Annotated in this window: 15 protein-coding genes; 6 read left to right on the top strand and 9 right to left on the bottom strand. The window is 69.5% G+C overall.

What is annotated here, in order from left to right:
- Positions 1-64: 64 nt before the first annotated feature.
- Positions 65-520 (bottom strand): large conductance mechanosensitive channel protein MscL, encoded by a 456-nt coding sequence (mscL, locus tag IEW34_RS23105; protein ID WP_188611596.1) that lies wholly within the window; start codon positions 518-520, stop codon positions 65-67.
- 251 nt (positions 521-771) lie between these two features.
- On the opposite strand from mscL, the gene IEW34_RS23100 reads away from it, so the two are divergent.
- Positions 772-4,317 (top strand): PAS domain-containing hybrid sensor histidine kinase/response regulator, encoded by a 3,546-nt coding sequence (locus IEW34_RS23100; protein ID WP_188611595.1) that lies wholly within the window; start codon positions 772-774, stop codon positions 4,315-4,317.
- Positions 4,318-4,428: 111 nt separating this feature from the next.
- On the opposite strand, the gene IEW34_RS23095 is transcribed toward IEW34_RS23100, so the two are convergent.
- The 5 genes from IEW34_RS23095 to IEW34_RS23075 all read right to left on the bottom strand — a co-directional run bounded on the left by IEW34_RS23095 (position 4,429) and on the right by IEW34_RS23075 (position 11,474).
- Positions 4,429-5,058 carry a 2-hydroxychromene-2-carboxylate isomerase gene (locus IEW34_RS23095; RefSeq protein ID WP_188611594.1) on the bottom strand — a complete coding sequence of 210 codons (630 nt, stop codon included), beginning with the start codon at positions 5,056-5,058 and terminating at the stop codon, positions 4,429-4,431.
- A 270-nt stretch (positions 5,059-5,328) separates the two neighbouring features.
- Positions 5,329-7,542 carry a 3-hydroxyacyl-CoA dehydrogenase NAD-binding domain-containing protein gene (locus IEW34_RS23090; protein WP_188611593.1) on the bottom strand — a complete coding sequence of 738 codons (2,214 nt, stop codon included), beginning with the start codon at positions 7,540-7,542 and terminating at the stop codon, positions 5,329-5,331.
- 68 nt (positions 7,543-7,610) lie between these two features.
- Complete coding sequence (locus tag IEW34_RS23085; RefSeq protein WP_188611592.1) at positions 7,611-8,819, bottom strand: acetyl-CoA C-acetyltransferase; 1,209 nt, start codon at positions 8,817-8,819, stop codon at positions 7,611-7,613.
- Positions 8,820-8,927: 108 nt separating this feature from the next.
- Complete coding sequence (locus tag IEW34_RS23080; RefSeq protein WP_188611591.1) at positions 8,928-10,721, bottom strand: acyl-CoA dehydrogenase C-terminal domain-containing protein; 1,794 nt, start codon at positions 10,719-10,721, stop codon at positions 8,928-8,930.
- Between the two features lie 294 nt (positions 10,722-11,015).
- Positions 11,016-11,474 carry a MerR family transcriptional regulator gene (locus tag IEW34_RS23075; protein WP_188611590.1) on the bottom strand — a complete coding sequence of 153 codons (459 nt, stop codon included), beginning with the start codon at positions 11,472-11,474 and terminating at the stop codon, positions 11,016-11,018.
- A 243-nt stretch (positions 11,475-11,717) separates the two neighbouring features.
- Between IEW34_RS23075 and IEW34_RS23070 the strand changes: the two genes are divergently transcribed.
- The 4 genes from IEW34_RS23070 (at position 11,718) to IEW34_RS23055 (ending at position 18,140) form a co-directional block, all read left to right on the top strand.
- The gene (locus IEW34_RS23070) at positions 11,718-14,339 is read left to right on the top strand and encodes an SEL1-like repeat protein (RefSeq protein ID WP_188611589.1); all 2,622 of its coding nucleotides are present in this window, start codon (positions 11,718-11,720) and stop codon (positions 14,337-14,339) included.
- A 201-nt stretch (positions 14,340-14,540) separates the two neighbouring features.
- Complete coding sequence (locus IEW34_RS23065; RefSeq protein ID WP_188611588.1) at positions 14,541-15,467, top strand: sulfite exporter TauE/SafE family protein; 927 nt, start codon at positions 14,541-14,543, stop codon at positions 15,465-15,467.
- Positions 15,464-16,258: a TIGR02186 family protein gene (locus tag IEW34_RS23060; protein ID WP_188611587.1), complete on the top strand. Its 795-nt coding sequence runs from the start codon at positions 15,464-15,466 to the stop codon at positions 16,256-16,258. The genes IEW34_RS23065 and IEW34_RS23060 overlap by 4 nt, the downstream gene beginning before the upstream one ends.
- Before the next feature lie 313 nt (positions 16,259-16,571).
- Positions 16,572-18,140, top strand: a complete 1,569-nt coding sequence (locus IEW34_RS23055) for an FAD-dependent monooxygenase (protein WP_188611586.1) — start codon at positions 16,572-16,574, stop codon at positions 18,138-18,140.
- 270 nt (positions 18,141-18,410) lie between these two features.
- Here IEW34_RS23055 and pdeM read toward each other — a convergent pair whose 3' ends face one another.
- From pdeM to IEW34_RS23040, 3 genes are all read right to left on the bottom strand, one after another.
- Positions 18,411-19,136, bottom strand: coding sequence for a ligase-associated DNA damage response endonuclease PdeM (pdeM, locus tag IEW34_RS23050; protein WP_188611585.1), 726 nt, complete (start codon positions 19,134-19,136; stop codon positions 18,411-18,413).
- On the bottom strand, positions 19,133-21,679 hold the full coding sequence (locus tag IEW34_RS23045; RefSeq protein WP_188611584.1) for a ligase-associated DNA damage response DEXH box helicase: 2,547 nt from the start codon (positions 21,677-21,679) through the stop codon (positions 19,133-19,135). The genes pdeM and IEW34_RS23045 overlap by 4 nt, the downstream gene beginning before the upstream one ends.
- A gap of 168 nt (positions 21,680-21,847) precedes the next feature.
- Complete coding sequence (locus IEW34_RS23040) at positions 21,848-22,792, bottom strand: class I SAM-dependent DNA methyltransferase (RefSeq protein ID WP_244642158.1); 945 nt, start codon at positions 22,790-22,792, stop codon at positions 21,848-21,850.
- Between the two features lie 145 nt (positions 22,793-22,937).
- On the opposite strand from IEW34_RS23040, the gene IEW34_RS23035 reads away from it, so the two are divergent.
- Complete coding sequence (locus IEW34_RS23035; RefSeq protein ID WP_188611582.1) at positions 22,938-23,255, top strand: hypothetical protein; 318 nt, start codon at positions 22,938-22,940, stop codon at positions 23,253-23,255.
- The last annotated feature ends 78 nt before the right edge of the window (positions 23,256-23,333 follow it).

Genomic DNA, 23,333 nt, shown 5'->3' with positions numbered 1-23,333 from the left:
CCGACGAATGGCCGGGTCACGCCCGGCCATTCCATGCCAGAGACACGTAGGTCCGCCGCCGGGCTCACGCCGTCTTCGGCGGCACGATCGGAGCGGGTGCCGGTGTGCCGCGTTCCGCCAGCAGATCCCGGATCTCGGCCAGCAACTTGATGTCGGCCGGCGCCTCCTCGACCTTCTCCGGCTCAGGCTCGGCCGCCCGCAGCCGGTTGATCCCGCGCACAACCAGGAACAGCACCCAAGCAACGATCAAGAAATTCACGGCCAGCGTGATGAAGCGGCCGTAGCCGATGACGGCGCCCTGCTTCTTGGCGTCCTCGTAGGAGAGCGCCGTCACGTCGTGGCCCAGCTTGACGAAGTAGTTCGAGAAGTCGAGCCCACCCGTGATCCAGCCGATGATCGGCATGAACACGTCGGCGACGAGGGAATTGACGATATTGCCGAAGGCGGCGCCGATGACCACGCCGATCGCCAGGTCGACCACGTTGCCGCGCATGGCGAATTTCTTGAACTCATTGAACATTCGCACACTCTCCTTGCCAGATTGGGCTGCGGGACCGCCTGCCGGCGCCATCGCGCACGCGCCGCTCGTTTACCATCAGGCGATGGTGCGAGCGACGCGTCCCCGCTAAGATAGCGCGCAATTCGAATAGAGCATTCGCTTGATCGGGCATGGTCACCTGATCACACAGCAATGCTCCCCTTCCTCGTAGTCCGGGGTGCTCGCCTGCTCGCCGGCCGCGCACCCGGAACGCCAGAGAGGACAGCAAGCCCATGCTCGACAGCTGGGTGGTGGTACTTTCGGCTCTGGCCTACCTCTGCGCGCTTTTCGCCATCGCCCACATCGGCGACACGTCCAGCCGCGAGATGTTCGACGGCCGCTGGCGCGCCGCCGTCTACCCCCTGACCATCGCCGTCTACTGCACGTCGTGGACCTTCTACGGCTCGGTCGGCCTCGCCAGCCGCTCCGGGCTCGATTTCCTCACCATCTACATCGGCCCCGTCCTGGTCATCGGCATCGGCTGGCGCTTCGTGATGCGCATCGTCGCCCTCGCCAAGGCGCAGAACATCACCTCCATCGCCGACTTCGTCGCCTCCCGCTACGGCAAGAGCGAGAAGGTGGCGGCCGTCGTCACCCTCATCGCCGTGCTCGGCGCCATCCCCTACATCGCCCTCCAGCTCAAGGCCGTCTCCATCTCGCTGACGACCTTCCTGGGCGCGCTGGACACCGGCTCGCTCGCGACGGCGGGAGACGGCGGCGGATCGGTCGCTCTGATCGTCGCGGCGGGCTTGACGGCCTTCGCCATCGCCTTCGGCACCCGCCACATCGACGCAACCGAGCACCAGAACGGGTTGGTCCTGGCCATCGCCATCGAATCGGTGATCAAGCTGATCGCCTTCCTGATCGTCGGCTTCTTCGTCGCTTACATCATGTTCGACGGCGTCGCCGACATCGTGCACAGGGCCGAGGCCGCGACCCGGAGCGCCTTCCTTGAGCGGACGTCGGGTCCCGCCAGCTTCCTCACCTTCATCCTGCTGTCGTCGTGCGCGGCCCTGCTGCTGCCGCGGCAGTTCCACATGATCGTCGTGGAGAACCGGCGCACCCAGGACGTGCGCCGCATGGCTTGGACCTTCACCGCCTACCTCTGCCTCATCAACCTGTTCGTCATTCCGCTGGCGCTGGCCGGTGAGCTCGTCTTCCCCGGCAGCACCGACCGCGACATGACGGTGCTCGCGCTGCCGCTGCATGCCAACGCAGGCACGGTCGCACTCATCGCCTTCATCGGCGGGCTGTCCGCGGCGACCGCGATGGTCATCGTCGATTCCGTGGCGCTGGCGATCATGATATCCAACGACCTGGTGATGCCGCTCGTGCTGCGGCGGCGCGCCGCCGTCGGCGCCTTCGGCACCGACGAGCCGGGCAGCGCCAACATCGGCGGCAGCGCCGACATGGGCCGCTTCGTCCTCGTCGTGCGGCGGCTGGCGATTCTCGGCGTCATCCTCCTCGCCTACGGCTACTACCGGGTCGCCGAGGAGGCGGCGCTCGCGTCGATCGGGCTGTTGTCGTTCGCTGCCGTGGCGCAGATCGCGCCGGCCTTCATCGGCGGCCTCGTGTGGCGGCGCGGCACATCGCTCGGCACCGTCGCAGGCCTCACGGCCGGCATCGCCATGTGGGCCTACACCCTGCTGCTGCCGTCGCTGGCGGCGCCGGGCAGCGACACCGGCTCCTTCCTGAGCGGTCCGTTCGGACTGACCATCATCAATCCGATGCTCCTGCTCGGCATCCAACCCGGCGAGCTCACCGGCGGAGTGATGTGGAGCCTCGGCATCAACATCGCTTGCTACATCGGCTTCTCGCTGATGCGGCCCGCCACCGCCATGGAGCGCCTGCAGGCCAACGTGTTCGTCTCGCCCGAGCCGCGCATGGGCCAGAGCCTCACGCACGGCAGAGCCACCGCCAGCTATGACGAGTTGCGCACCACCATCGCCCGCTATCTCGGCCAGGAGCGTACCGACCACGCCTTCGACAGCTTCGATGCGAGCCGCGAGACGAGCAGCCGCGGGCCCCACGCGGCGGACATCCACGCCATCCGCTTCGCCGAGCATCTGCTCGCCTCCGCCATCGGCGCGGCCTCCTCGCGTCTGGTGATGTCGATGCTGGTCAACCGCGGCAGCTTCTCCTCGCGCAAGGCCATGAAGCTGCTCGACGATGCGTCGGCGGCGATCCAGTACAACCGCGACGTGCTCCAGCATGCGCTCGACAATGCCGAGCAGGGGATCACCGTGCTGGACCAGGACCTGCGTCTGGTCGCCTGGAACCGCGCCTTCGAGAATCTCTACAGCCTGCCCCGCGACCTGGTCCGTGTGGGCGTCGGCCTCGACGACATCGTCTCCTTCAACGCCCGGCGCGGCAGCTACGGCCCCGGCCACGTCGACGACCTGGTGGCGTCGCGGCTCGCCAGCATCGTACGCGACGGCGAGCCGATGCGGGTCAAGCTGCTGCCGAGCGGCAAGGTGATCGAGGTGCGCTCCAACCATCTGCCCGACGGCGGCTACGTCACCACCTATACGGAGATCACCCAGACGGTGGCGGCCGAGGAGGCCCAGGCGCGCGCCAACGAGACCCTGGAGCGGCGCGTCGACGAGCGCACCCAGGAACTCACGCGGCTCAACGAGGCGCTGACCCGTGCCAAGGCCGAGGCTGAGGAGGCCAACCTCTCCAAGACGCGCTTCCTCGCGGCGGCGAGCCACGACATTCTCCAGCCGCTCAACGCGGCCCGCCTCTATGCCACCGCCCTGGTCGAGCGGGACCGAACCGGCCGCGACAGCGCGCTGGCCGAGAACATCGACGCGTCCCTCGATGCGGTCGAGGAGATCCTCACGGCGCTGCTCGACATGTCCCGGCTCGACGCCGGCCAGATGAAGGCCGAACTGTCGATCTTCGCCATCGACGATGTGCTGCGCCAGCTCCAGCGGGAGTTCGAGCCGATGGCGCACGAGAAGGGGCTGCGGCTCGCCTTCGTGCCATCCTCGCTCGCGGTGCGCTCGGACCGGCGGCTGCTGCGGCGGCTGCTGCAAAACCTGATCTCGAACGCGATCAAATACACGCCGAGCGGCAAGGTGCTGATCGGCTGCCGCCGTCAACGCGGCCATCTGCGCGTGGAGGTGTGGGACACCGGGCTCGGCATCCCGACATCGAAGCAGAAGGCGGTGTTCCGCGAGTTCCACCGGCTCGACCAGGGCGCCAAGCAGGCGCGGGGCCTCGGCCTCGGCCTGTCGATCGTGGAGCGCATCGGCCGCGTGCTGAACCATGCGGTCACGCTCAAATCCGAGCCCGGGCGCGGCTCCACCTTCGCGGTCGTGCTGCCGACGGCGGTGCCGTTGCCCGGCCGGCGCAAGGCGGCTGCCGGCGAGCCGAGCCCTGCCGCACCGCTGGCCGGCCTCAAGGTGCTGGCGATCGACAACGATCCGGCGATCGTCGACGGCATGCGCACCCTGCTGGCCGGCTGGGGCTGCAAGGTGATGACCGCCGGCGGCGTGGAAGAGGCCCAGCGGGTCATTCGCGACACCTACGACCATCCGGACGTGGTCATCGCCGATTATCACCTCGACGACGGCGACGGCCTCGACGCCATCGTGGCGCTGCGCTGGAAGATGAACCACCACTTCAACGCCGTGCTGCTCACCGCCGACCGCTCGCCGGACGTGCGTGACAGCGCGCTGGAGAAGAACGTGCACGTGCTGAACAAGCCGCTCAAACCCGCTGCCTTGCGGGCGCTGCTGGCCCAGTGGCGGGCGGCCCGCATCGCGGCCGAGTAGCCCTGCCGCCGGCCGCTCGCCGCAGCATCTCGTGGCTGTCGGCTCAGCATCCGCCCGGGACGATATTCGGCGTCGGGGCAGCAAGCGGCACGGCAGTATGAGCCGGCGCGCTTACGCCGCCGGTTCTGCCTGAAAGGCCTGTCGTCCGCTCGTCAGCATGTCGTCGAGCAGCTCGAGACGATCCTGGCCCCAGTACACCTCGCCGTCGACGACATAGGACGGGGCGCCGAAGACGTCCTTGTCGACGGCGTTCTCCAGGTTGAGCAGATAGATCACCTCCGTCGCGTCGCCCCGGGCGGCGGCGAGGATCGGCGCCGGCTCGACGCCCGCCTCGCCGAGCAGCCGCGCCACCACCGCCTCGTCGGCGAGGTTTTCCTCCTTCTCCCAGATCGCCGGATGGGCCAGGGCCAGGAAAGGCGTCGGATCGCGCCTGGCGTGCAGCAGGGCGATGACCGTGCGGTCGGCCAAGGTCGGGTCGAAGGGCCAGTTCTTGGGCGAAAGCGCGAAATCGAGGCCGCGGCGCTGCCGCCAGCGCTGCAACTCGACCATGCGGTAGCGCTGCCTTGCGGGGTGGCGGCGCCCCAACGGCAGGCCGCCCGTCCGATCGAACACGAAACCCAGGCCGACCGGCTTGTAGGCGACCTCCAGCCGGTGCCGCTCGACGATGGCGCGGAACGGCTTGAAGCCGATGTAGGCCCAGGGCGAGGCCAGCGAGAAGAAGTATTCGACGGTGCGGGACATGCGGGCGTTCCGTGCGCGAAGCGGCGCCGCCGGCCGGCACGGCCGTCGACGCCCGAAGCTCACGCTTTTAGACCATGTTCCGCAAATGTGGAGACCGGCTTTATGTCTAACCGCGGGCGTGGTTTCCGTGCAGGCGTCATGGCCGGGCCGGGCCGGCCATGACAAGGAAGGTAACGCTTAGAGCGGGATGATTTTTCCTCGGATCATCATCCCGCTCTAAGTCTTTGAATCGCGCGTGATCTTGTCCAAAACCGGTGGCCAGTCTCCGCGCTAAGCCGCTTCCCGCGTCGGAGCGGGGGCTTCGGCGCCGTAATAGCTGCCGCCGGCCTTTGCCATCTTGACGAGCTGGCGGTTGGGCTTGAAGCGAGCGCCGCAAGCCTTCTCCAGCTTCTTGCAGAGCTCGACGAAGGCCTTGGCGCCCATGCCGTCGATATATGACAGGGTGCCGCCTGTGAACGGCGCGAAGCCGAAGCCGATGATCGAGCCGACGTCCGCCTCGCGCGCGTCGGTGACGATGCCCTCCTCGAAGCTGCGGGCCGCCTCCAGCGCCTGCGCCACCAGGAAGCGCTGCTTCAGCATCTCGACGTCGATGGCGTCGGCATCGAGCTTCTCGCGCTGCAGGTCGGCCACGCCCGGCCACAGCCGCTTGGGGCCGTTCTCCGGGTAGTCGTAGAAGCCCTTGCCGTTCTTGCGTCCGAGGCGCCCGTGCGTCTCGACCATGGCGACGAGGAGCTTCTCCTGCTCGGGATCGACCGCATCCTCGCCCAGTTCCGCCTTGGTGGCACGGGCGATCTTGAGGCCGAGATCGATCGCCACCTCGTCGTTGAGCGACAGCGGGCCGACGGGCATGCCCGCCATCTTGGCGACGGTCTCGATCATGGCGGGCGGCACGCCCTCCATCAGCATCAGGTGTCCCTCGCGGATATAGGCGCCGACGCAGCGATTGGCATAGAAGCCGCGTGCGTCGTTCACCACGATGGGGGTCTTCTTGATGGCGCGCACGTAGTCGAGAGCGGCGGCCAGGGCCTTGTCGCCGGTCTTCTTGCCCTTGATGATCTCCACCAGCAGCATCTTCTCCACCGGGGAGAAGAAGTGGATGCCGACGAACTGGTCGGGTCGCGACGAGGCGCGGGCGAGCCCCGTGATTGGCAAAGTCGACGTGTTGGAGGCGAAGACGACCTGCGGCGCGATGACCGCCTCGGTGCTGGCGATCACGTCCGCCTTGATTTTGGGGTCCTCGAACACCGCCTCGATGATGAGGTCGCAGTCCTTCAGGTCGGCGTAATCCGCCGTCGTCCTGATGCGCGCCAGCAGCGCCTCCTTGGCCTCCGGCTTGGCCCGCCCCTTCTTGATGCGCCCCGCCATGAGGTTATCGGAATAGGCCTTGCCCTTCTCCGCCGCCTCCAGGTCGCGGTCGAGCAGCACGACGTTCATGCCGGCCTCGGCGGTGACGTAGGCGATGCCCGCCCCCATGAAGCCGGCGCCGACGATACCGATGGTCTTGAGCTCGGAGGCCGGCACGCCGACGGGCCGCCGCGCGCCCTTGTTGAGCTCTCCCATGGAGACGAACAGGCTGCGGATCATCGCCGCTGCTTCCTTCGACCGAAGGATCTTGGCGAAGTAGCGGCTCTCGACCTTCAGCGCGAGATCCATCGGCAGCTGCAAGCCTTCGTAGACCGACGCCAGGATCGCCTTGGCGGCCGGGTAATTGTCGTAGGTCTCACGCCGATAGATGGCGTTGGCCGCCGGGAAGATCTGCATGCCGACGGGCGAGAACACCTTCCCGGAGGGTGCCTTGAAACCCTTTACGTCCCAGGGCGCCACGGCCTTGCCGCCACCCTTGATCCAGTCCTTGGCCGCCTGCACGACCTGGTCGCCGGCAACTACCGCGTGGACCAGCCCCATGGTCTTGGCCATGGCCGGCTTGATCTGCTCGCCCCTGAACAGGAACTGAAGCGCGTCCGGCGTGGCGAGCAGGCGGGCCACGCGCTGGGTGCCGCCGCCGCCCGGAAACAGGCCGACCTTGATCTCCGGCAAGCCAACCCGGCTCGACGCGTCGTCCGACAGCACGCGGTGATGGCAGGCGAGCGCCAGCTCGAAGCCGCCGCCGAGGCAGAGGCCGCGGATCGCGGCGGCCACCGGCTTGCCGCAGGTCTCGAGCTTGCGGTAGAGCAGCGAGAGCTTGCGGGTCTCCTCGAAGAAGAAGGCCAGCGCGGCCTCCTGGCCGTCGGCCTCGGCGCGCCGCCGATACTCGGCCCGCACGCCTTGCAGCATGGTGAGGTCGGCCCCGGCCGAGAAATCGCTCTTGGCCGAGGTGACGACGATGCCCTTGACGGCGGCGTCCGCGGCCAGCGTGTCGATCACCGTGGCCAGATCCGCCATCATGTCGGGCGTGATCACGTTCATCGACCGCTCCGGCTGGTCCCAGGAGACCAGGGCGATGCCGTCGGCGTCCGTCTCGACGGTAAAGTTTGCAAGCTTCATGGGCGTGTCTCCATCGCGGCCCGCGGCGTCTCGTCCCGACGCCCGGCCACTGCAACCTGATAGGGCGTTCAGACCCGCTCGATGATGGTGGCGGTGCCCATGCCGGCGCCGATGCACAGGGTCACGAGGGCGGTCTCCTTGCCCGTGCGCTCAAGTTCGTCGAGCGCCGTGCCCAGGATCATCGCGCCGGTGGCGCCGAGCGGATGGCCCATGGCGATGGCGCCGCCGTTGACGTTCATGATCGCCGGATCAATCTCGAAGGCCTGGAGGTAGCGCAGCACCACCGAGGCGAAGGCTTCGTTGAGCTCGAACAGATCGATGTCGGAGACCTTCATGCCGGCGCGCTTGAGCAGCTTGCGCGTGACGTCGACCGGGCCGGTCAGCATCATGGCCGGCTCGGAGCCGATGTTGGCGAAGGCGCGGATGCGGCCGCGCGGCTTGAGGCCGGCCGCCTTGCCGGCCTTCTTGCTGCCGATCAGGACCGCGGCGGCGCCATCGACGATGCCGGACGAATTGCCGGCGTGGTGAACGTGATTGACCTGTTCCACCTCCGGATGGGCCTGGATCGCCACCGCGTCGAAGCCGCCCATCTGACCCATCTCGATAAACGAGGGCCTGAGCTGGCCGAGCGACTGCATGTCGGTCTGCGGCCGCATGTGCTCGTCGCGATCGAGGATGGTCAAGCCGTTGACGTCCTTCACCGACACCACCGAACGCTCGAAGCGACCCTCGCTCCAGGCCAGGGCAGCGCGCTTCTGGCTTTCCACCGCGTAGGCGTCCACGTCATCGCGGTTGAAGCCATACCGCGTGGCGATGAGGTCGGCGGAGATGCCCTGCGGCATGAAATAGGACTTGATGGCGATGGCCGGGTCCATGGGCCAGGCGCCGCCGGCCGCGCCCATGCCGACGCGGCTCATGGATTCGACGCCGCCGCCGATGGTCATCTCGTGCTGGCCGGCCATCACCTGCGCGGCGGCGAAATTCACCGCATCGAGGCCCGAGGCGCAGAAGCGGTTGATCTGCACGCCGGGCACGTGGTCGCCGAAATCGGCGGTCAGCGCCGCGGCGCGGGCGATGTCGCTGCCGGCTTCGCCCACCGGATCGACGCAGCCGAGCACCACGTCGTCGACCAGCTTGGTGTCCAGCTCGTTGCGATCGCGGATCTCTTCGAGCACGCTCGCCGCGAGCTTCAAGGTCGAGCATTCGTGCAGCGAGCCGTCGGGCTTGCCGCGGCCGCGCGGCGTGCGCACGTGGTCGTAGATATAGGCCTCAGCCATGTGAGCCTCCGCTTCGCCCGCCATCCCGGCGGGCGCTTTCGACGCGAGTAATCAACGTAGATCTGGGGATGCAACGCCCCGACGACATCGGGCGCTGCGGCGGTCGGTTTAGAACGCGTCCGCCGGCATCGCCATCATGGTCTCGGCACCGGAGCTGATGCGGGCGAGGTGCGCGCCGGTCTCCGGCAGCATGCGTTCCATGAAGAAGCGGCCGGTAATGAGCTTGGCGTCCATGCGGGCCGCATCGCCCTCGCCCGCGCCCTTCTTCTCCAGGGCCACCTTGGCCATCTGCGCCCACATGTAGCCCAGCGCGACGAGGCCGAGCAGGTGCATGTAGTCGTGGCTGCCGGCGCCGGCGTTGTCGGGCTTGGCCATGCCGTTCTGCATGAACCACATGGTCGCCTGCTGCAGGTGGCCGAGCGCGGCCAGCAGCGGCTTCACGTAAGGCTGAAGGTCGGCGTTGGCCTCGTGCTCCTTGGCGAACGCCTGCAACTCGCCGAAGAAGGCCATGATGGCGCGGCCGCCGTCACGCGGCAGCTTGCGGCCGACCAGGTCGAGCGCCTGAATGCCGTTGGCCCCCTCGTAGATCATGGCGATGCGGGCATCGCGCACGAACTGCTCCATGCCCCATTCGGCGATGTAGCCGTGGCCGCCGAAGACCTGCTGCGCCTTGACCGCGTTCTCGAAGCCGCCGTCGGTGAGCACGCCCTTGAGCACCGGCGTCATCAGGCCGAGCAGGTCATCGGCCGCCTGCAACGCGGCCTTGTCCTCGGAGCGGTGAGCGACGTCGCTCTTGAGGGCCGTCCACAGCACCAGCGCCCGGGCCGCCTCGTTGAAGGCGCGGATCGACATGAGGTTGCGGCGCACGTCCGGGTGCACGAGGATCGAGTCGGCCGGCAGTTCGGGCGACTTGACGCCCGAGATCGAGCGCCCCTGCAGCCGGTCCTTGGCGTAGGCGGCGGCGTTCTGGTAGGCGACCTCCGACTGGGCCAGGCCCTGGATCGCCACGCCCAGCCGGGCCTCGTTCATCATCACGAACATGGCGTTGAGGCCGCGGTTGGCTTCGCCCACCAGCCAGCCGGTGGCGCCGTCGTAGTTGAGCACGCACGTGGAATTGCCGTGGATGCCCATCTTGTGTTCGATCGAGCCGCAAGTGACGCCGTTGCGCGCACCGAGCGAGCCGTCGGCATCGACCAGGAACTTGGGCACGACGAACAGCGAGATGCCCTTGACCCCGTCGGGCGCGCCGTCGATGCGCGCCAGCACCAGATGGATGATGTTGTCGGCCATGTCGTGCTCACCGGCCGAGATGAAGATCTTGGTGCCGGAGATCTTGTAGGAGCCGTCGGCCTGCGGGGCCGCCTTGGTCTTGATCAGGCCGAGGTCGGTGCCGCAGTGGGGCTCGGTGAGGTTCATGGTGCCCGTCCAGGTGCCGGCGATCATCTGCGGCAGATAGGTCTTCTTCTGCTCGTCGCTGCCGTGCACCGCCAGCGCCGCCGCGGCACCCATGGTGAGACCGGGGTACATGGAGAAGGCCATGTTGGCGGCCGACGAGAACTCGTTCATGGCGGCGGCCAGGGTGTAGGGCAGGCCCTGCCCGCCGTACTCGGGGTTCGCGGCCAAGCCCATCCAGCCGCCCGCCGCAAACGCCTGATAGGCTTCCTTGAAGCCCTGGGGGGTGGTGACCGAGCCGTCGTCGTGGCGCGTGCAGCCATCGAGGTCGCCGACCCGATTGAGCGGGGCCAGCAGCTCCTCGCAGACCTTGGCACCTTCGCCGAGGATCGCCTCGATCACGTCGGGCGACGCGTCCGAAAAGCCCGGCAGGTTGCTGTAGCGTTCAACCTTGAAGACGTCCTTCAGCAGGAACAGCACATCGTCAACGGGTGCCTTGTAGGTGGGCATCGGACCTCCCTCGCCGGGTTTCGCCGTGGATCACGCGAATGTCGGCTTCGCCACACGGGAGCGATGATGGCCGCAGCCGCCGCGCTCTCGGCCGACCGGCCGAGCCCACAGCGCGCGCAACCCATCGCCGCCCGCTATAGTTCACATATAAACTATCTCGGGACAATGCGGAAGGGGCGCACGGTGATATGGCGGCCGCCAGCCCGTCGCACTGCCAAAGGACGTCCCGCTCAGATGCATCATCTGATCGGATACAGCGCTCCAAACCGTTGAATCTCGAGTATTTCTCTGCCGCTACTCGCGCTGCGCCGCCGGCACGCGCAGGCGGCCCACCAGACGGGTCCGCGTCCGTATCAGCTCATCGATGGCCGCTTCGATATCGGCCTTTTGCCGCTGGAGATGGCTGATCTGCTCCTCGACCTGGGCCACCGACAGCTTGAGGTCAGCCGCCTGCCCGGTATTGCTGCTCTCCAGCATGACCGCGATCTCGCCCAAGGTGAAGCCGAGCTGCTTGCCCTTGAGGATCACCAGAAGGCGCTCACGATCGCGCACCGTATAAAGGCGCGCCACGCCCCGCCGCTGGGGCTTCAACAGTCCGCGATCCTCGTAGAAGCGCAGCGTCCGCAAGGTCACGCCGAACTCCTTGGCGAGGTCTCCGATCAGGAACGTCCGCTCCTCCGCCCGGGCGCCGAGACCTGGCGTGGGGAACCCATCAGGCGTCGCGCCAACCGCATCCTTGAGCTGATTGGTCATGGTCCCCTGCACTGACGTGGCGGCGTGAGGCCCTTGTGCATCCAGGGCGTCGCTCCTTACAGTCTAGCTCTGGATGAGTGAAGGCAAGGCCTAAGACGACCGTCCTTAACTTAGTTTTTACCCTATTGTCGAAATGTGACGGTGGGACGTTCGCAGGGGGCCGGAGCGAGACCGGACGGCCTTCGGCATCCGCCATGCCAATGTCCGCCATCACGCCTCCCTCGGCCAAGGCCCTGCCCCCGCATGCGGACATTCGACCCCCCGATCTCATCCGCACCGGACGGGCATGCCGGACCGGGCAATGCGCGGGCGGGCAGCGACGATCGACCGGGCTCCGAGCGTGAGCGCGCGCCGCTGCCGCTCGATCGCATCGCCGCGCGGCTGCAGGCCTATTCGGACGGGAGTTCCACGGCCGACCTCCGGCGTTCGTCGCCACCTCGCGCGAAGATCTCGACCGCGCGGCACGGCGGCGCGGCCACGAGCGGACGCTCGGACATCTTCGAGCCACGCGTGGCGGCGGCCGCGGCCGGCAAGACGGGCCTCGATCGGCCCCGCCCGGAGGTGGCCGCGCAGTCTGCCGACGGCAGCCCCGCATCGCATGGGCTCGGCCTCGACAACCTCGCCACCCGGCAGGACCTGCGCGCTCTGCACGACGCCATCGACCGCGCCGGCCAGGCGATGGCCCGCCAGACGCGGCGCGAGGTCGAGGAGGCGATGGCAACGCCGGTGCGCCTGCTGCGCGACGAGGTGCAGGGGCTCGCCAAGACCGTCGGGCGCGCGCCGGGAGCCCGCGTCGTCCTGTCGCTCGAGCGGCGCCTGGACGAGATCCGGACCAGCATCGACGCGCTGGTCCGCGACGGCGATGCGCAGAACGCCGAGGCGCAGCGCCTCGAAGGGCGCCTCGACCAGATCGACGCGCGCCTGGGCGGCCTGGTCCACACCGTGGAGGCCCTGGCCCCCGCCGCCGGCGCCGACACCCTGACGGCGTTGCGAGCGGAAATCGTCCGCCTCACCGAACAGCTGGAAACGCAGGAGGTGAAAGGCACCGATCTCTCGCCCCTGCTCAGCGCCGTGGAGAAGGACCTCGGCGAGATGCGCACGCACCTCAACATCGTGCGCGATCTGGCCGCGAAGGGTGGCGAAGCCGCGCCGCCCGCCGGCCCGACCCACCCACCCGAGGTCGGCGACATCCGCCGCAGCCTCGCCGAGATCAGAGCGGCCCAAAGCCACGGCAGCCGCCAGAGCGAGCAGGGCTTCGAGGCCATGCGCCGGTCGCTGGCCGAACTCACACAACGGCTGAGGACCATGGAGCAGCCAGGCGCGCGGCCGGCCGGCGGGGACGAGCCGCGCGGCGCGCGCGCGGACGCCCGTGTGCTCGTCGGCCCTGTCGCACCCCCACCGGCGCCCCCCACTCCGCGCGTTGCCCCGCCCCGCGCCGCCGACGCCCGCAGCTCCTCCATCACCGCACCCCCGGCGGTCGCGCCGCCTACCCCGCCCGCCGCGGACGGCCTCGCCACGGAGCCCGCCGCCGCGGCCGGTCAACTGCCGCGCGCGGGCGGCCACGGCACCGCGGACGAAGCGCCGGAAGAGCCCCTGCCGCCGCTGCCGACGGCGGGTGGCCTCGTAGCCGCGCCGGGCACAATCAAGGCGAACTTCATCAACGCCGCCCGGCGGGCGCGCGGCCTCATCGGCGATCCCGCGCCGGCGGCGGATGCTGCGGCGCCCGCGCCCCCGGGCGCTGCCGCATCCGAACCGACCGCCGAAACGGCGCAGCCGTCGGGCCGCGCGGAGGACGCCCCGGGCGTCGAGGCTCCCCTGCGGCAGCCACCGGTCGACCAATCGTCGCAGACGGCCATCGCCTCCGTGCAGCCGCCGAGCGCGGCCGATGCGGCCCTTCCCCGCGCCGGCACACCTGGCGTGAAGCCCCGTTCATCGCTGCCGCGACCCAAGCGCCCATGGCTCGGCAAGCGCGGGCTGTTCTGGGTGAGCGGCCTCGCGATCGCCGCCGTCAGCGCCCCCGCGGCCGTATCCGTGGTTCGGCAACTATCGATCGGCTCGCCGCAAGCACCGGCCCCCGGCCACGCGACCGCACGGGCGCCCAAGACGGCGGAACCGGGCGCGCGCGCGCGCGTCGCCGACAGGTCGCCCGCGATGGCGCCGCCGGCGGCGCCATCGACACCGGCACCGGTTATGCCCGACAGCCCGCTCTCGGAGAGCCCCGACGCGATCTATGACCTGGGCGACCGGCTGGTCGAAGGTGGTGGCGGCGTCAAGGACCTGAAGCTCGCGGCGACGATCCTGGAGAAAGCCGCCGAGCGCGGCCTGGCGCCGGCCCAATACCGGCTCGGCCGGCTCCTCGAAAAGGGGCTCGGCGTGCCGCGCGACCCGGCGCGCGCCCGTCTCTGGTACGAGCGCGCTGCCGTGCAGGGGAACGTCAAGGCCATGCACAACCTGGCGGTGCTCTGCGCCGACGGCACCGAAGGCAAGCCGGATTACGCCGCCGCCGCGGTCTGGTTCCGGCGAGCGGCGGAGCTGGGGCTGAGCGACAGCCAGTTCAACCTCGCCGTGCTGCTCACGCGCGGCCTCGGGATCACGGCCGATGCGGCCGAGGCCTATGTATGGTTCGCCGTCGCCGCCCGCGGTGGCGATGGCGAAGCCGCCAGGAAGCGGGACGAGGTCGGCGCCGGCCTCAGTGCCGTTGGCCTGGAGAGCGCCCGGGCCGTGGCCGACCGCTGGAAGGCTCAGCCGTTGGACCGGGCCGCCAACGAAGCGGTGCCAGGCACCGACACCTCTGCCCCGGCGGCGGTCGCGCCGGCTCCGCCAAACGCCAGCAACCGGGTGCCGGCGCGCAACGGCAGGGCTTGAGACGGCCGCTTTCGCTGCCCCCGGTCTCTTGAAATCGGGGGTGTTTGCGCGTTTGGCTTGCCTGGACTAAAGCGCTTCGCGATTGGGTGAAATCACCCGATCGCAAGAGAAACGCTTCAGATTCATAAAGTTGGAGCATAGTGCAGCACCCTTCGGCCGGCGGGCGCCGCCCTCGGCGCGCGGAGCGACGGACACAGCGGGTTGGAGATCTACCTCCCCATAGCGGATATGCCGGTCAACGTGTTTCTGCTGCTCGCGATGGGCGCGGCGGTCGGCTTCATCTCGGCGATGTTCGGCATCAGCGGCGGCTTCCTGATGACGCCGCTGCTGATCTTCCTCGGCATACCCGCCGCGATCGCCGTCGCGTCGCAGACCAGCCAGATCGCCGCCTCCTCGATGACGGGCGTGCTCGGCTACGCCCGCCGCGGCGCGCTCGACCTCAAGCTGGGGGCGGTGCTGACGCTGGGCGGCGCGGTCGGCACCGTCGCGGGTGTCGCCTTCTTCAACGCCATGCGCCGGCTCGGACAGCTCGAGCTGGTCATTGTCGTCTCCTATGTCGTCCTGTTCGGCTTCATCGGCACGCTGATGCTGGTGGAGAGCCTGCGCGCGCTGTGGTCGGCACGGCGCGGCGTGGCCCGGCGGCGCCGGCGCGGCGGCGAACACCCCTGGTATGTCGGGCTGCCGCTGCGCATGCGCTTCTACCGCTCGAAGCTCTATGCCAGCGTCATCCCGTTCCTGGCGGTCGCCTTCTTGATCGGCTTCGCCGGGGCCGTGCTCGGCGTCGGCGGCGGATTCATCATGGTACCGACGCTGCTCTACCTGTTCCGCATCCCGGCGACGGTGGTCGTCGGCACCTCGCTGTTCCAGATCCTTTGCACCATGCTGGGCGCGACCGTGCTGCATGCCGTGACCAACCAACTGGTGGACGTGGTGCTGGCGCTGATCCTCGTCGTCGGCGGCGTCTTCGGCGCCCAGTTCGGAGCGCGCGCCGGCCAGCGCCTCGGGGGCGAGACGTTCCGCCTCCTGCTGGCGCTGCTCGTGCTGGCGGTCGGCGTGCGCTTCGCCCTCGAGCTCGTCGTGCAGCCGCACGAGCCGTTCTCGATCATGCGCGTGGGGCCAGAGCGATGACGGCCCGGGCAAGCTCGCGCGGACGTGGGGCCGCCCTCCGCTGCACCCTGCCACTGGCACTGACGCTGGCCGCCGGACCGGCGCGCGGCGAGAACCTGGTGACCTCGCTCTCGACGACCCAGATCGCTATCACCTCCACCTACTCCGGCGTCGACGTCGCCCTCTTCGGCGTCATCGAGAAGGATCTCGCCACGCCCGCGCGGCAGGCGCCTTACGACGTCGTCGTCACCGTGCGAGGACCGCGCGCGACCACGCTCGTGCGCGAAAAGCAGCGCCTGGGCTTCGTCTACGTGAACCGGCGGCAGCGGCGCTTCGTCGACCTGCCCATCTATCTGGCGGTCGTATCGACGCGGCCGGTGGACGAGATCGCCTCCCGCCAGGCGCGGCTCGCCTACGGCCTCGGTCTGGAGGCCGAGCTCACGCCACCGGGCGTCGATGCGGCACGGGATGCCGCCAATGCCCGCTTCCGCGAGGCGCTGCGGCGGCTGAATGGCGAGAACGGCCTCTTCGTCGAGAAGAGCACGGCTCGCTTCGTATCGCCCAACGTCTTCCGCGCCACCTTCCCGCTGCCGGCGACGACCCCCGTGGGTCGCTACCAGGTGGAGGCCACGGTGCTCTCCGGCGGAACCTTCGTGGCGCGCTCGTCGACGCGCTTCCACGTGGTCAAGACCGGTTTCGAACAGGCGGTCGTCGATCTCGCCCACAACCAGCCGCTGGTCTACGGCCTCGCCGCAGCAGCGCTCTCGCTGCTCTTCGGCTGGACCGCGACGGTGGTGTTCAGACGTGATTAGAGCGTTTTCGAGCGAAGTGGACGCCGGTTCGCGTGAAGAAAACGCGACAAAACAATTAGATAGAGCATTTCGGCGTTTCTTCGAACCGCCGAAATGCTCTAGATGCTCGGCCACGGTGGTTCAAACCGTGCAGATGGCGGTCCTTCCCTCCGCGCGCCGTCGGGAGGGCTGTCGGCCGGGAGCCGCGTCGAACGCCGCCGCGGGAGGCGGCCGCCGGCCTGCCGATCGGCCCCCCAAGGGGCCCCTCTTCGTTTCCGTGCCGAGCGCCGCGCGAGATCGAAACACCCCCCCGCGATCCGGCGAGGAGCCTGATATGGTGAATGCCGTGACCGTCCTCGTGGTCGGAGCCGGTCCGACCGGACTTCTCGCCGCGGCCGAGCTCCACCGGCGGGGCGTGGACTGCCTTATCATCGAGGCACACGACCGGCCCCTGGGATGGGACCGTGCGACGGTCGTGCATCCGCGCTCGCTGGAGATTTTCGATGCCCTCGGCATTCTGGAGCCGCTGTTGGCCGCGGGGGTCAAGCAGCGGCGTGCCCGCATTCATGCGGGCGGTGCCGTGCTCGGCGAGATCGATCTCGATCTGTGCGGCAGCCGCTACCCGTTCAACATCGGCATTTCGGAAGAGGTCACCGAAGCGATACTGACCGACTATCTCGCGCGGCAGGGCAGCAAGGTCACGCGCGGCACGAAGCTCGTCGCTTTGGACGAGCGGGCCGATGGCGTCCTCGCCATCGTCGAGCACGAGGGCTTCGCGAGCGAGATCTTCGCCCGATGGGTGATCGGCTGCGACGGGTACCACAGCACGGTGCGCACGCTCACGGGCATAGGCCAGGACGGACACGATATCGGCGAGCCCTGGGCCGTGTTCGACGCCGGCGTCTGCGGCTGGCCGGAGCCGTTCGAGGCGAACTACGCCTATCTCGACCCGACACCGGTCATCCTGACCGCCTTGCCCGGCCGGCGTTGGCGCGTCTACCTGCGGCCGAGCGCTCCCGATTCCGATCTCGTCGCCGATGCCGCAGCCACGCTGCGGCGCTACGTGCCCGGGGCGGACTTCGAAGGGGTCGCCAACCCGACGCGCTTCCATTGCCACAGCAAGGTTGCGCAGCGGTTCCGCGCCGGGCGCATCCTGCTCGCCGGCGACGCCGCGCACACCTGCAGCCCCGCGCAGGGCCACGGCATGAACACCGGCCTCCAGGATGCCTTCAACCTCGCCTGGAAGCTCGCGCTGGTCTGCCAGGGCCGATGCTCCGACCGGCTGCTCGACAGCTATGAGGCGGAGCGGCGGCCCGTGGCGGAACGGGTGGCAGCCTCTGGCGACGCCGCCGAGGGCGCGCAGATGGTCACGGGTCCGCACGAACGCCGCCAGCGTGACGCGGCCGTCCGGGCGGTCTTCGCCGATCCCGCCACGCGGCACCACGAGGCCGTCGCCGAGGCGGAGCTCGACATCGACTACGCCGGCTCACCCATCGTCATGGGCGACCGGCACGACGCCATCTGGCCGGGGCAGCGCCTGTCGGACGGGCTCGAGATCCGCTTCGCGGCCGGCGGCACTGGGCTGCTCCATGACTTCGCCAAGCGGCGGGGGCACACGGCCTTTCTCATCGCGGCGGCGGCGACGACCCGACAGCACCTCATGGGCGTTCTGCACGACGTGGAGCGCCTCTGCGATCGCACCATCATCGACGCGGTGGTCACCCTCACGGCCAATGCCGATATCGCGGACATCGCGGCTCACCTCGCGCCCGCCGCGGCCGAAAGGCTGGGCGTGGGAGACCTGACGCTGCTCGTCGTCCGCGCCGACGGCCATGTGGGCCTGCGCGCCGAGCGCCGGCATGCTGAAGCCCTTGGCGCCTATGTCAGCCTGCTGCGGGCTTAGAGGACGATCTCAAAAGTCGACGCTGGTATTGGACAGGATTCCTGCCGAAACAAAGTCTTAAAGCATTTCCGCGTTTCTTCGAATCGCTGAAATGCTCTATCTGTTCGCTTTGTCGCTTTTTCTTCACGCGAACCAGCGTCCACTTCGCTCGAAAACGCTCTTGGCGGGCAGATGATTCAATGCAAAATCCATCCGCTCCACCAAGTTCCGGGACTAATATAAAACATCTAGCCAAGCGACGGCGGGCGGGGGCGCATCGGCCCCTCCGTGTCAGTCCGGCAGCAGCATCGTGTCGGCGATGGTGAAGATCCGCTGAGTGCCCAGCACACGGGCGACCATGCCCGCCGGGAACAAGGGCCGGAACGCCGGGTCGCGGACGTTGAGGCCGCCGGCGTAGGCGCCGAAGGCCGGCAGGATGCAGCGGCCGGGGCCGACGGCAAAACAGCGGCGCCGCACGGAGCGGCCGCGCATGCGCACCTTCGCCACCGGATGCAGGTGGCCCGCCATCTCGTTCGCTTCGCCGCCGCCCGGCTCGTGGCGGAAAACGATGCCGCGATGCACGAGCGACGCGACCACCGTGCCGCCCAAAGCCTGCGGGATCTGCGGATCGTGGTTGCCGGTGACCCAGATCCAGTCGCGCCCGGCCTGCAGGCCGGTCAGCATGGCGCGATCGGCGCCATTGAGCCGCGCGCCGGCGCCCACGTCATGGAAGCTGTCGCCGAGCGCCAGGACCGTGCGCGGCGCGTAGCGGGCCACCAGCGCGCCAAGCGCGCTCAGGGTGGCGCGCGTGTCGTAGGGCGGCAGCAGCACGCCGCGCTCGGCGTAGGACGAGCCCTTCTCCAGGTGCAGGTCGGCGACCACGAGCAGCCGCTCGCCGGGCTCGAACAGCGCGCCCACCGGATCGGCGAGGAACGCCGCGTCGCCGAGCGCGACGACGGCCTCGCCGGGCGGCGGCAGCGCGACCGGACGCAAGGACCGCGCGACATCAACGTTCATGCCGACGCTTCCTCCATCAGCATCGCCTCGGCCTCGGCCAGAATGGTGTCCGAAGCCTCCCCGAACACCTGCTCGCGGCCGATCTCCAGGATAATCGAGATCGACAGCGGCGACAGCCGCTCGAGAGCCTTGTGCACGATTCGCCCCCGGATGCGCGAGAGCAGACCACCCAGACGGCGCAGATCGAGCAGGCCCGTGGCCGCATCGGCGCGCGCCGCCTTGAGCAGCACGTGCGCCGGCTCATGGCGCCGCAGCACGTCGTAGACCAGGTCCGTCGACATGGTGACCTGCCGCCCGGTCTTCTCCCGGCCCGGATGGCGGCGCTCGATCAGACCGGCGATGATGGCACACTGCCGGAAGGTGCGCTTCATCAGGGCCGATTCGTCGAGCCACGCCTCCAGGTCGTCGCCGAGCATGTCCTCGCCGAACAGTTCGGCCAGATCGAGACGGCCGAGAGCGACCGCCGCCGACAGGTCGCCGAGGCCGTATACGCCCAGGCCGTAGTCGTTGGCGGTAAAGCCCAGCGGCTTGAGCCGCGCCCGCTCGAGGCGCCGCGTCAGCAGCATGCCGAGCGTCTGGTGCGCCAGCCGGCCTTCGAAGGGATAGGCGACGAGATAGTGGCGCCCGGCCCGGGCAAAGGTCTCCACCAGGAGTTCGCTGCGCCCGGGCAGCATCGACTTCATCCGCTGCAAGGCGAGCCAGCCCGCCACCTCCGGCGGCAGACGGCTCCAGCTGCCGGGCTCGGCGAGCATGCCGCGCACGCGGTCGGCGAGAAAGGTGGAGAGCGGGAACTTGCCCCCGGCATAGGAGGGCACCTTGGGATCGGTGCCGGCCGCCCGCGTCACCAGCGCCTCGTTGGCGGCGAGCGCCTCGAAACGCAGCACCTCGCCGGCGAAGGCGAAGGTATCGCCGGGGCTCAGCGTCTCGATGAAGTCCTCCTCCACCTCGCCCAGGATGCGGCCGCCGGGCGTCGGGCGCACCGGCGCGCCCGTGGCACCGCGGCGCTGGCGCCCCAGGCGCACCTTCACCATGGCCGCTTCCACGATGGTGCCGACGTTGAGCCGATACTGCTGCGCCACCGGCGCGCTGGAGACCCGCCACAGCCCGTCGCGGCCGAGCTTGATCTTGGCGAACCGCTCGTAGCTCTTGAGCGCGTAACCGCCGGTCGCCACGAAGCCAACGACCCGGTCGAAATCGTCCCGGGAGAGCGCGGCGTAGGGCGCGGCTGAACGGACCTCGTCATAGAGATCGTCGGCGGCGAACGGCTCGGCGCAGGCCATGCCGAGCACGTGCTGGGCCAGCACGTCGAGGGCGCCGATGCGGGGCTCGGGCGTATCCTGCGCCGCCTCCGCGACCAGCTCCAGCGCCGCCTGGCATTCCAGCATTTCGAAGCGGTTCGACGGCACAAGATAGGCCTTCGACGGCTCGTCCAGCCGATGGTTGGCGCGGCCGATGCGCTGCATCAGGCGGCTGGCGCCCTTGGGCGCCCCGAGGTTGACCACGAGGTCGACGTCGCCCCAGTCGATGCCGAGATCGAGCGTCGACGTGCAGACGACGGCGCGCAGCCGGCCGGCGGCCATGGCCGCTTCCACGCGGCGACGCTGGGCGACGTCGAGCGAACCGTGGTGGAGCGCGATCGGCAGAGATTCGTCATTCAGCTTCCATAGCTCCTGGAAGGCGAACTCCGCCTGGAGGCGGGTGTTGACGAAGACCAGCGTCAGCCGGTGAGCCCGGATGGCGCCATAGACGTCGGCCATGGCATGGGCGGTGGTATGCCCGGCGATCGGCAGCGCCAGGTGTGTGTCGAGCACCTCGATGCGCGGCTGTGCGCCCCCCGCGACCACCACCAGATCGGCTTGCCGCGCGGGCTCCGCCGCGCCGACGCCGACGAGATAGCGACAGAGCGCCTCGGGCTCGCGCACCGTTGCCGACAGGCCGACGGTGGTATGGGCGGGCGCGAGCCGGCGCAGGCGCGCCAGCCCCAGGGCCAGCAGGTCGCCGCGTTTGGAGGTGACGAGCGCGTGCAGTTCGTCCAGCACGACGCGCTGCAAGCTGGCGAACAGGGGCCGCGCCTCCCGGTGCGCCAGCAGCAGGGCGAGTTGCTCCGGGGTGGTCAGCAGGATGTCCGGCGGACGCTCGACTTGACGCGCGCGCTTGTGGGCGGGCGTGTCGCCTGTGCGGGATTCGATGCGCACGGGCAGGTCCATGTCGCGGACCGGGGTCTCGAGGTTGCGGGCGACATCGACCGCAAGCGCCTTGAGGGGCGAGATGTAGAGGGTATGCAGGCCGCCTCCCAGCGGTGCCGGCCCGCGCCCCGTCAACGCCACCAGCGTCGGCAGGAAGCCCGCCAGGGTCTTGCCGGCACCGGTCGGAGCGACGAGAAGCACGGAGCGCCCGGCCTCGGCTTTCGCAAGGAGCTCCAGCTGATGCGGCCGCGGCGCCCAGCCCCGCGCCGTAAACCAGGCGTCGAAGGCAGCCGGCAGCGAGGTCTCTCGGGCAGCCGCCGGCACCCGCTGCCGTAGCGGCGTCACGTCGGCAGACATGGACCTGTCCACGCGATCCGGGACGCATGTCGGGAGCAGCGGCGCACGATCAACCCAGACGGGACTCCCTGACGCGGCACCGGTGCAAGCGCCGCTGCACAGAAACTATGGACGGGCCGGCAGGTTGCAACTGGTGTTGTAGCCGGGCGAGGCCACAGGACCTCGCCGTCACCGCCGGCGCGCGACAACGACGAGGCCCGGCACCGGCTCGCCCCGGTCGAGCCGCGTGCTCGCCTCGTCCACCAGGCAGACCTCGAAACCGGCCTCGACCAGTCGCCGGCGCAGGTAGGGCTCGCCATGGGCATAGCGCAGGTCGGCCCCCAGCACGGCCTCGCCGGGCGCCCCCGTGTCGGCGCCATCGAGCGGACGCTGCACGGTGAATGCGAACAGACCGCCGGTCGGCTGCGCCCGGGCTGCTGCATCAAACAACGGCGCGAGATCGCCGATGTAGACCAACACGTCGGCGGCCAGCAGCAGGTCGCATGATTGCCGCGCAAGCTGCTGCATGTGGGCGACGAGGTCGGCCACATGCAGCCGATCGTAGATCGTCTTGGCCTGGGCCTGCCGGACCATCCCGGGTGAGAGATCGCAGCCGACGAGTTCGTCGGCGTAGGGGCGGATCGCTGCCCCCATGAGCCCCGTGCCGCAGCCGAGATCGACGACCCGGCTGAAGCGCGGCAGCCCGCCGGCGCGCGCCAGCGCCGCCATGATCAACTGAGGCCCCCGGTAGGCGAGGGCGTCGGTCAGATGGGTGTCGAAGCGTGCGGCATAGCCATCGAACAGGCCGCGCACATAGTCGGGGCTCATGGCCGCGGTCGCCCCCTCGCCGTGAGGTCCTTCGAGCCGGGCCAGGTGAAGCGCCGCGCCGAGTTCGTCCGCCGGGTCGGCCCGCAGCGCCTCGATGAAGGCCTGCTGCGCCGCAGTCTCCTCACCGAGGCCCAGCTTCGCCCGCCCCAGCAGCAGCCAGGCCGGCGCGTAGTCGGCCGCGAGCTCGAGCACCTGCGCGGCGAGATCGGCCGCCGCTGCCGGATCGCCGTCGGCGAAGGCCGCCTCCGCCCAGGCGAAGCGGCGGTCGGCCAGCAGGTTTCCCGATGATCGGACCGTGGTTGTCACCCGCTCGCAGAAGGCGCTTTCGCGGCCACTGTCAAGCCCGTGCGTCCCAGCACATCGGGCCCCAGCCGGCTCTGGCATCCTCAAATCATCGGAGGGGGCAAGAACAGTCTCCGGCTTCGATAGGCTCAATCCAGAGGAGGTTCTCATGATCCGTTTCGCTCAGGGCTTCGCCAAGAAGATCATTGTCGCGAGCGTTGCCGCCGTGACCGTCGGCGGCGCGGTGATCGCCACCGCGACGCCGGCCGCCGCCGGCCACAGCACCGGCACCTGGAAGTACGGCTATGGCTACGGCTATCGTCCCGGCTGGGGCTACAACGGAGCGGCTGCCGGGGCCGTCGCCCTCGGCATCGTGGCGGGTGCCGCGGCCGCCGCCGCCTACGCTCCGACCTGCTACTACAGCAGCCAGCCGGTCTACGACGCCTACGGCAACGTCTTCTATCGCCGGGTGCGTGTCTGCGATTGACGGTGAGCGGCAACGACGCCCGGCGGGGCGCACGGTTTGATGGTGCTTCCTGAGGATCCCCCGGGCCCTGGGCCCGAG

The organism is Chelatococcus reniformis (genome assembly GCF_014640075.1).
Lineage (GTDB): Bacteria > Pseudomonadota > Alphaproteobacteria > Rhizobiales > Beijerinckiaceae > Camelimonas > Camelimonas reniformis.
The sequence above is the reverse complement of the archived record's forward strand: the minus strand, read 5'-3'. Positions and strand labels throughout refer to the sequence as shown.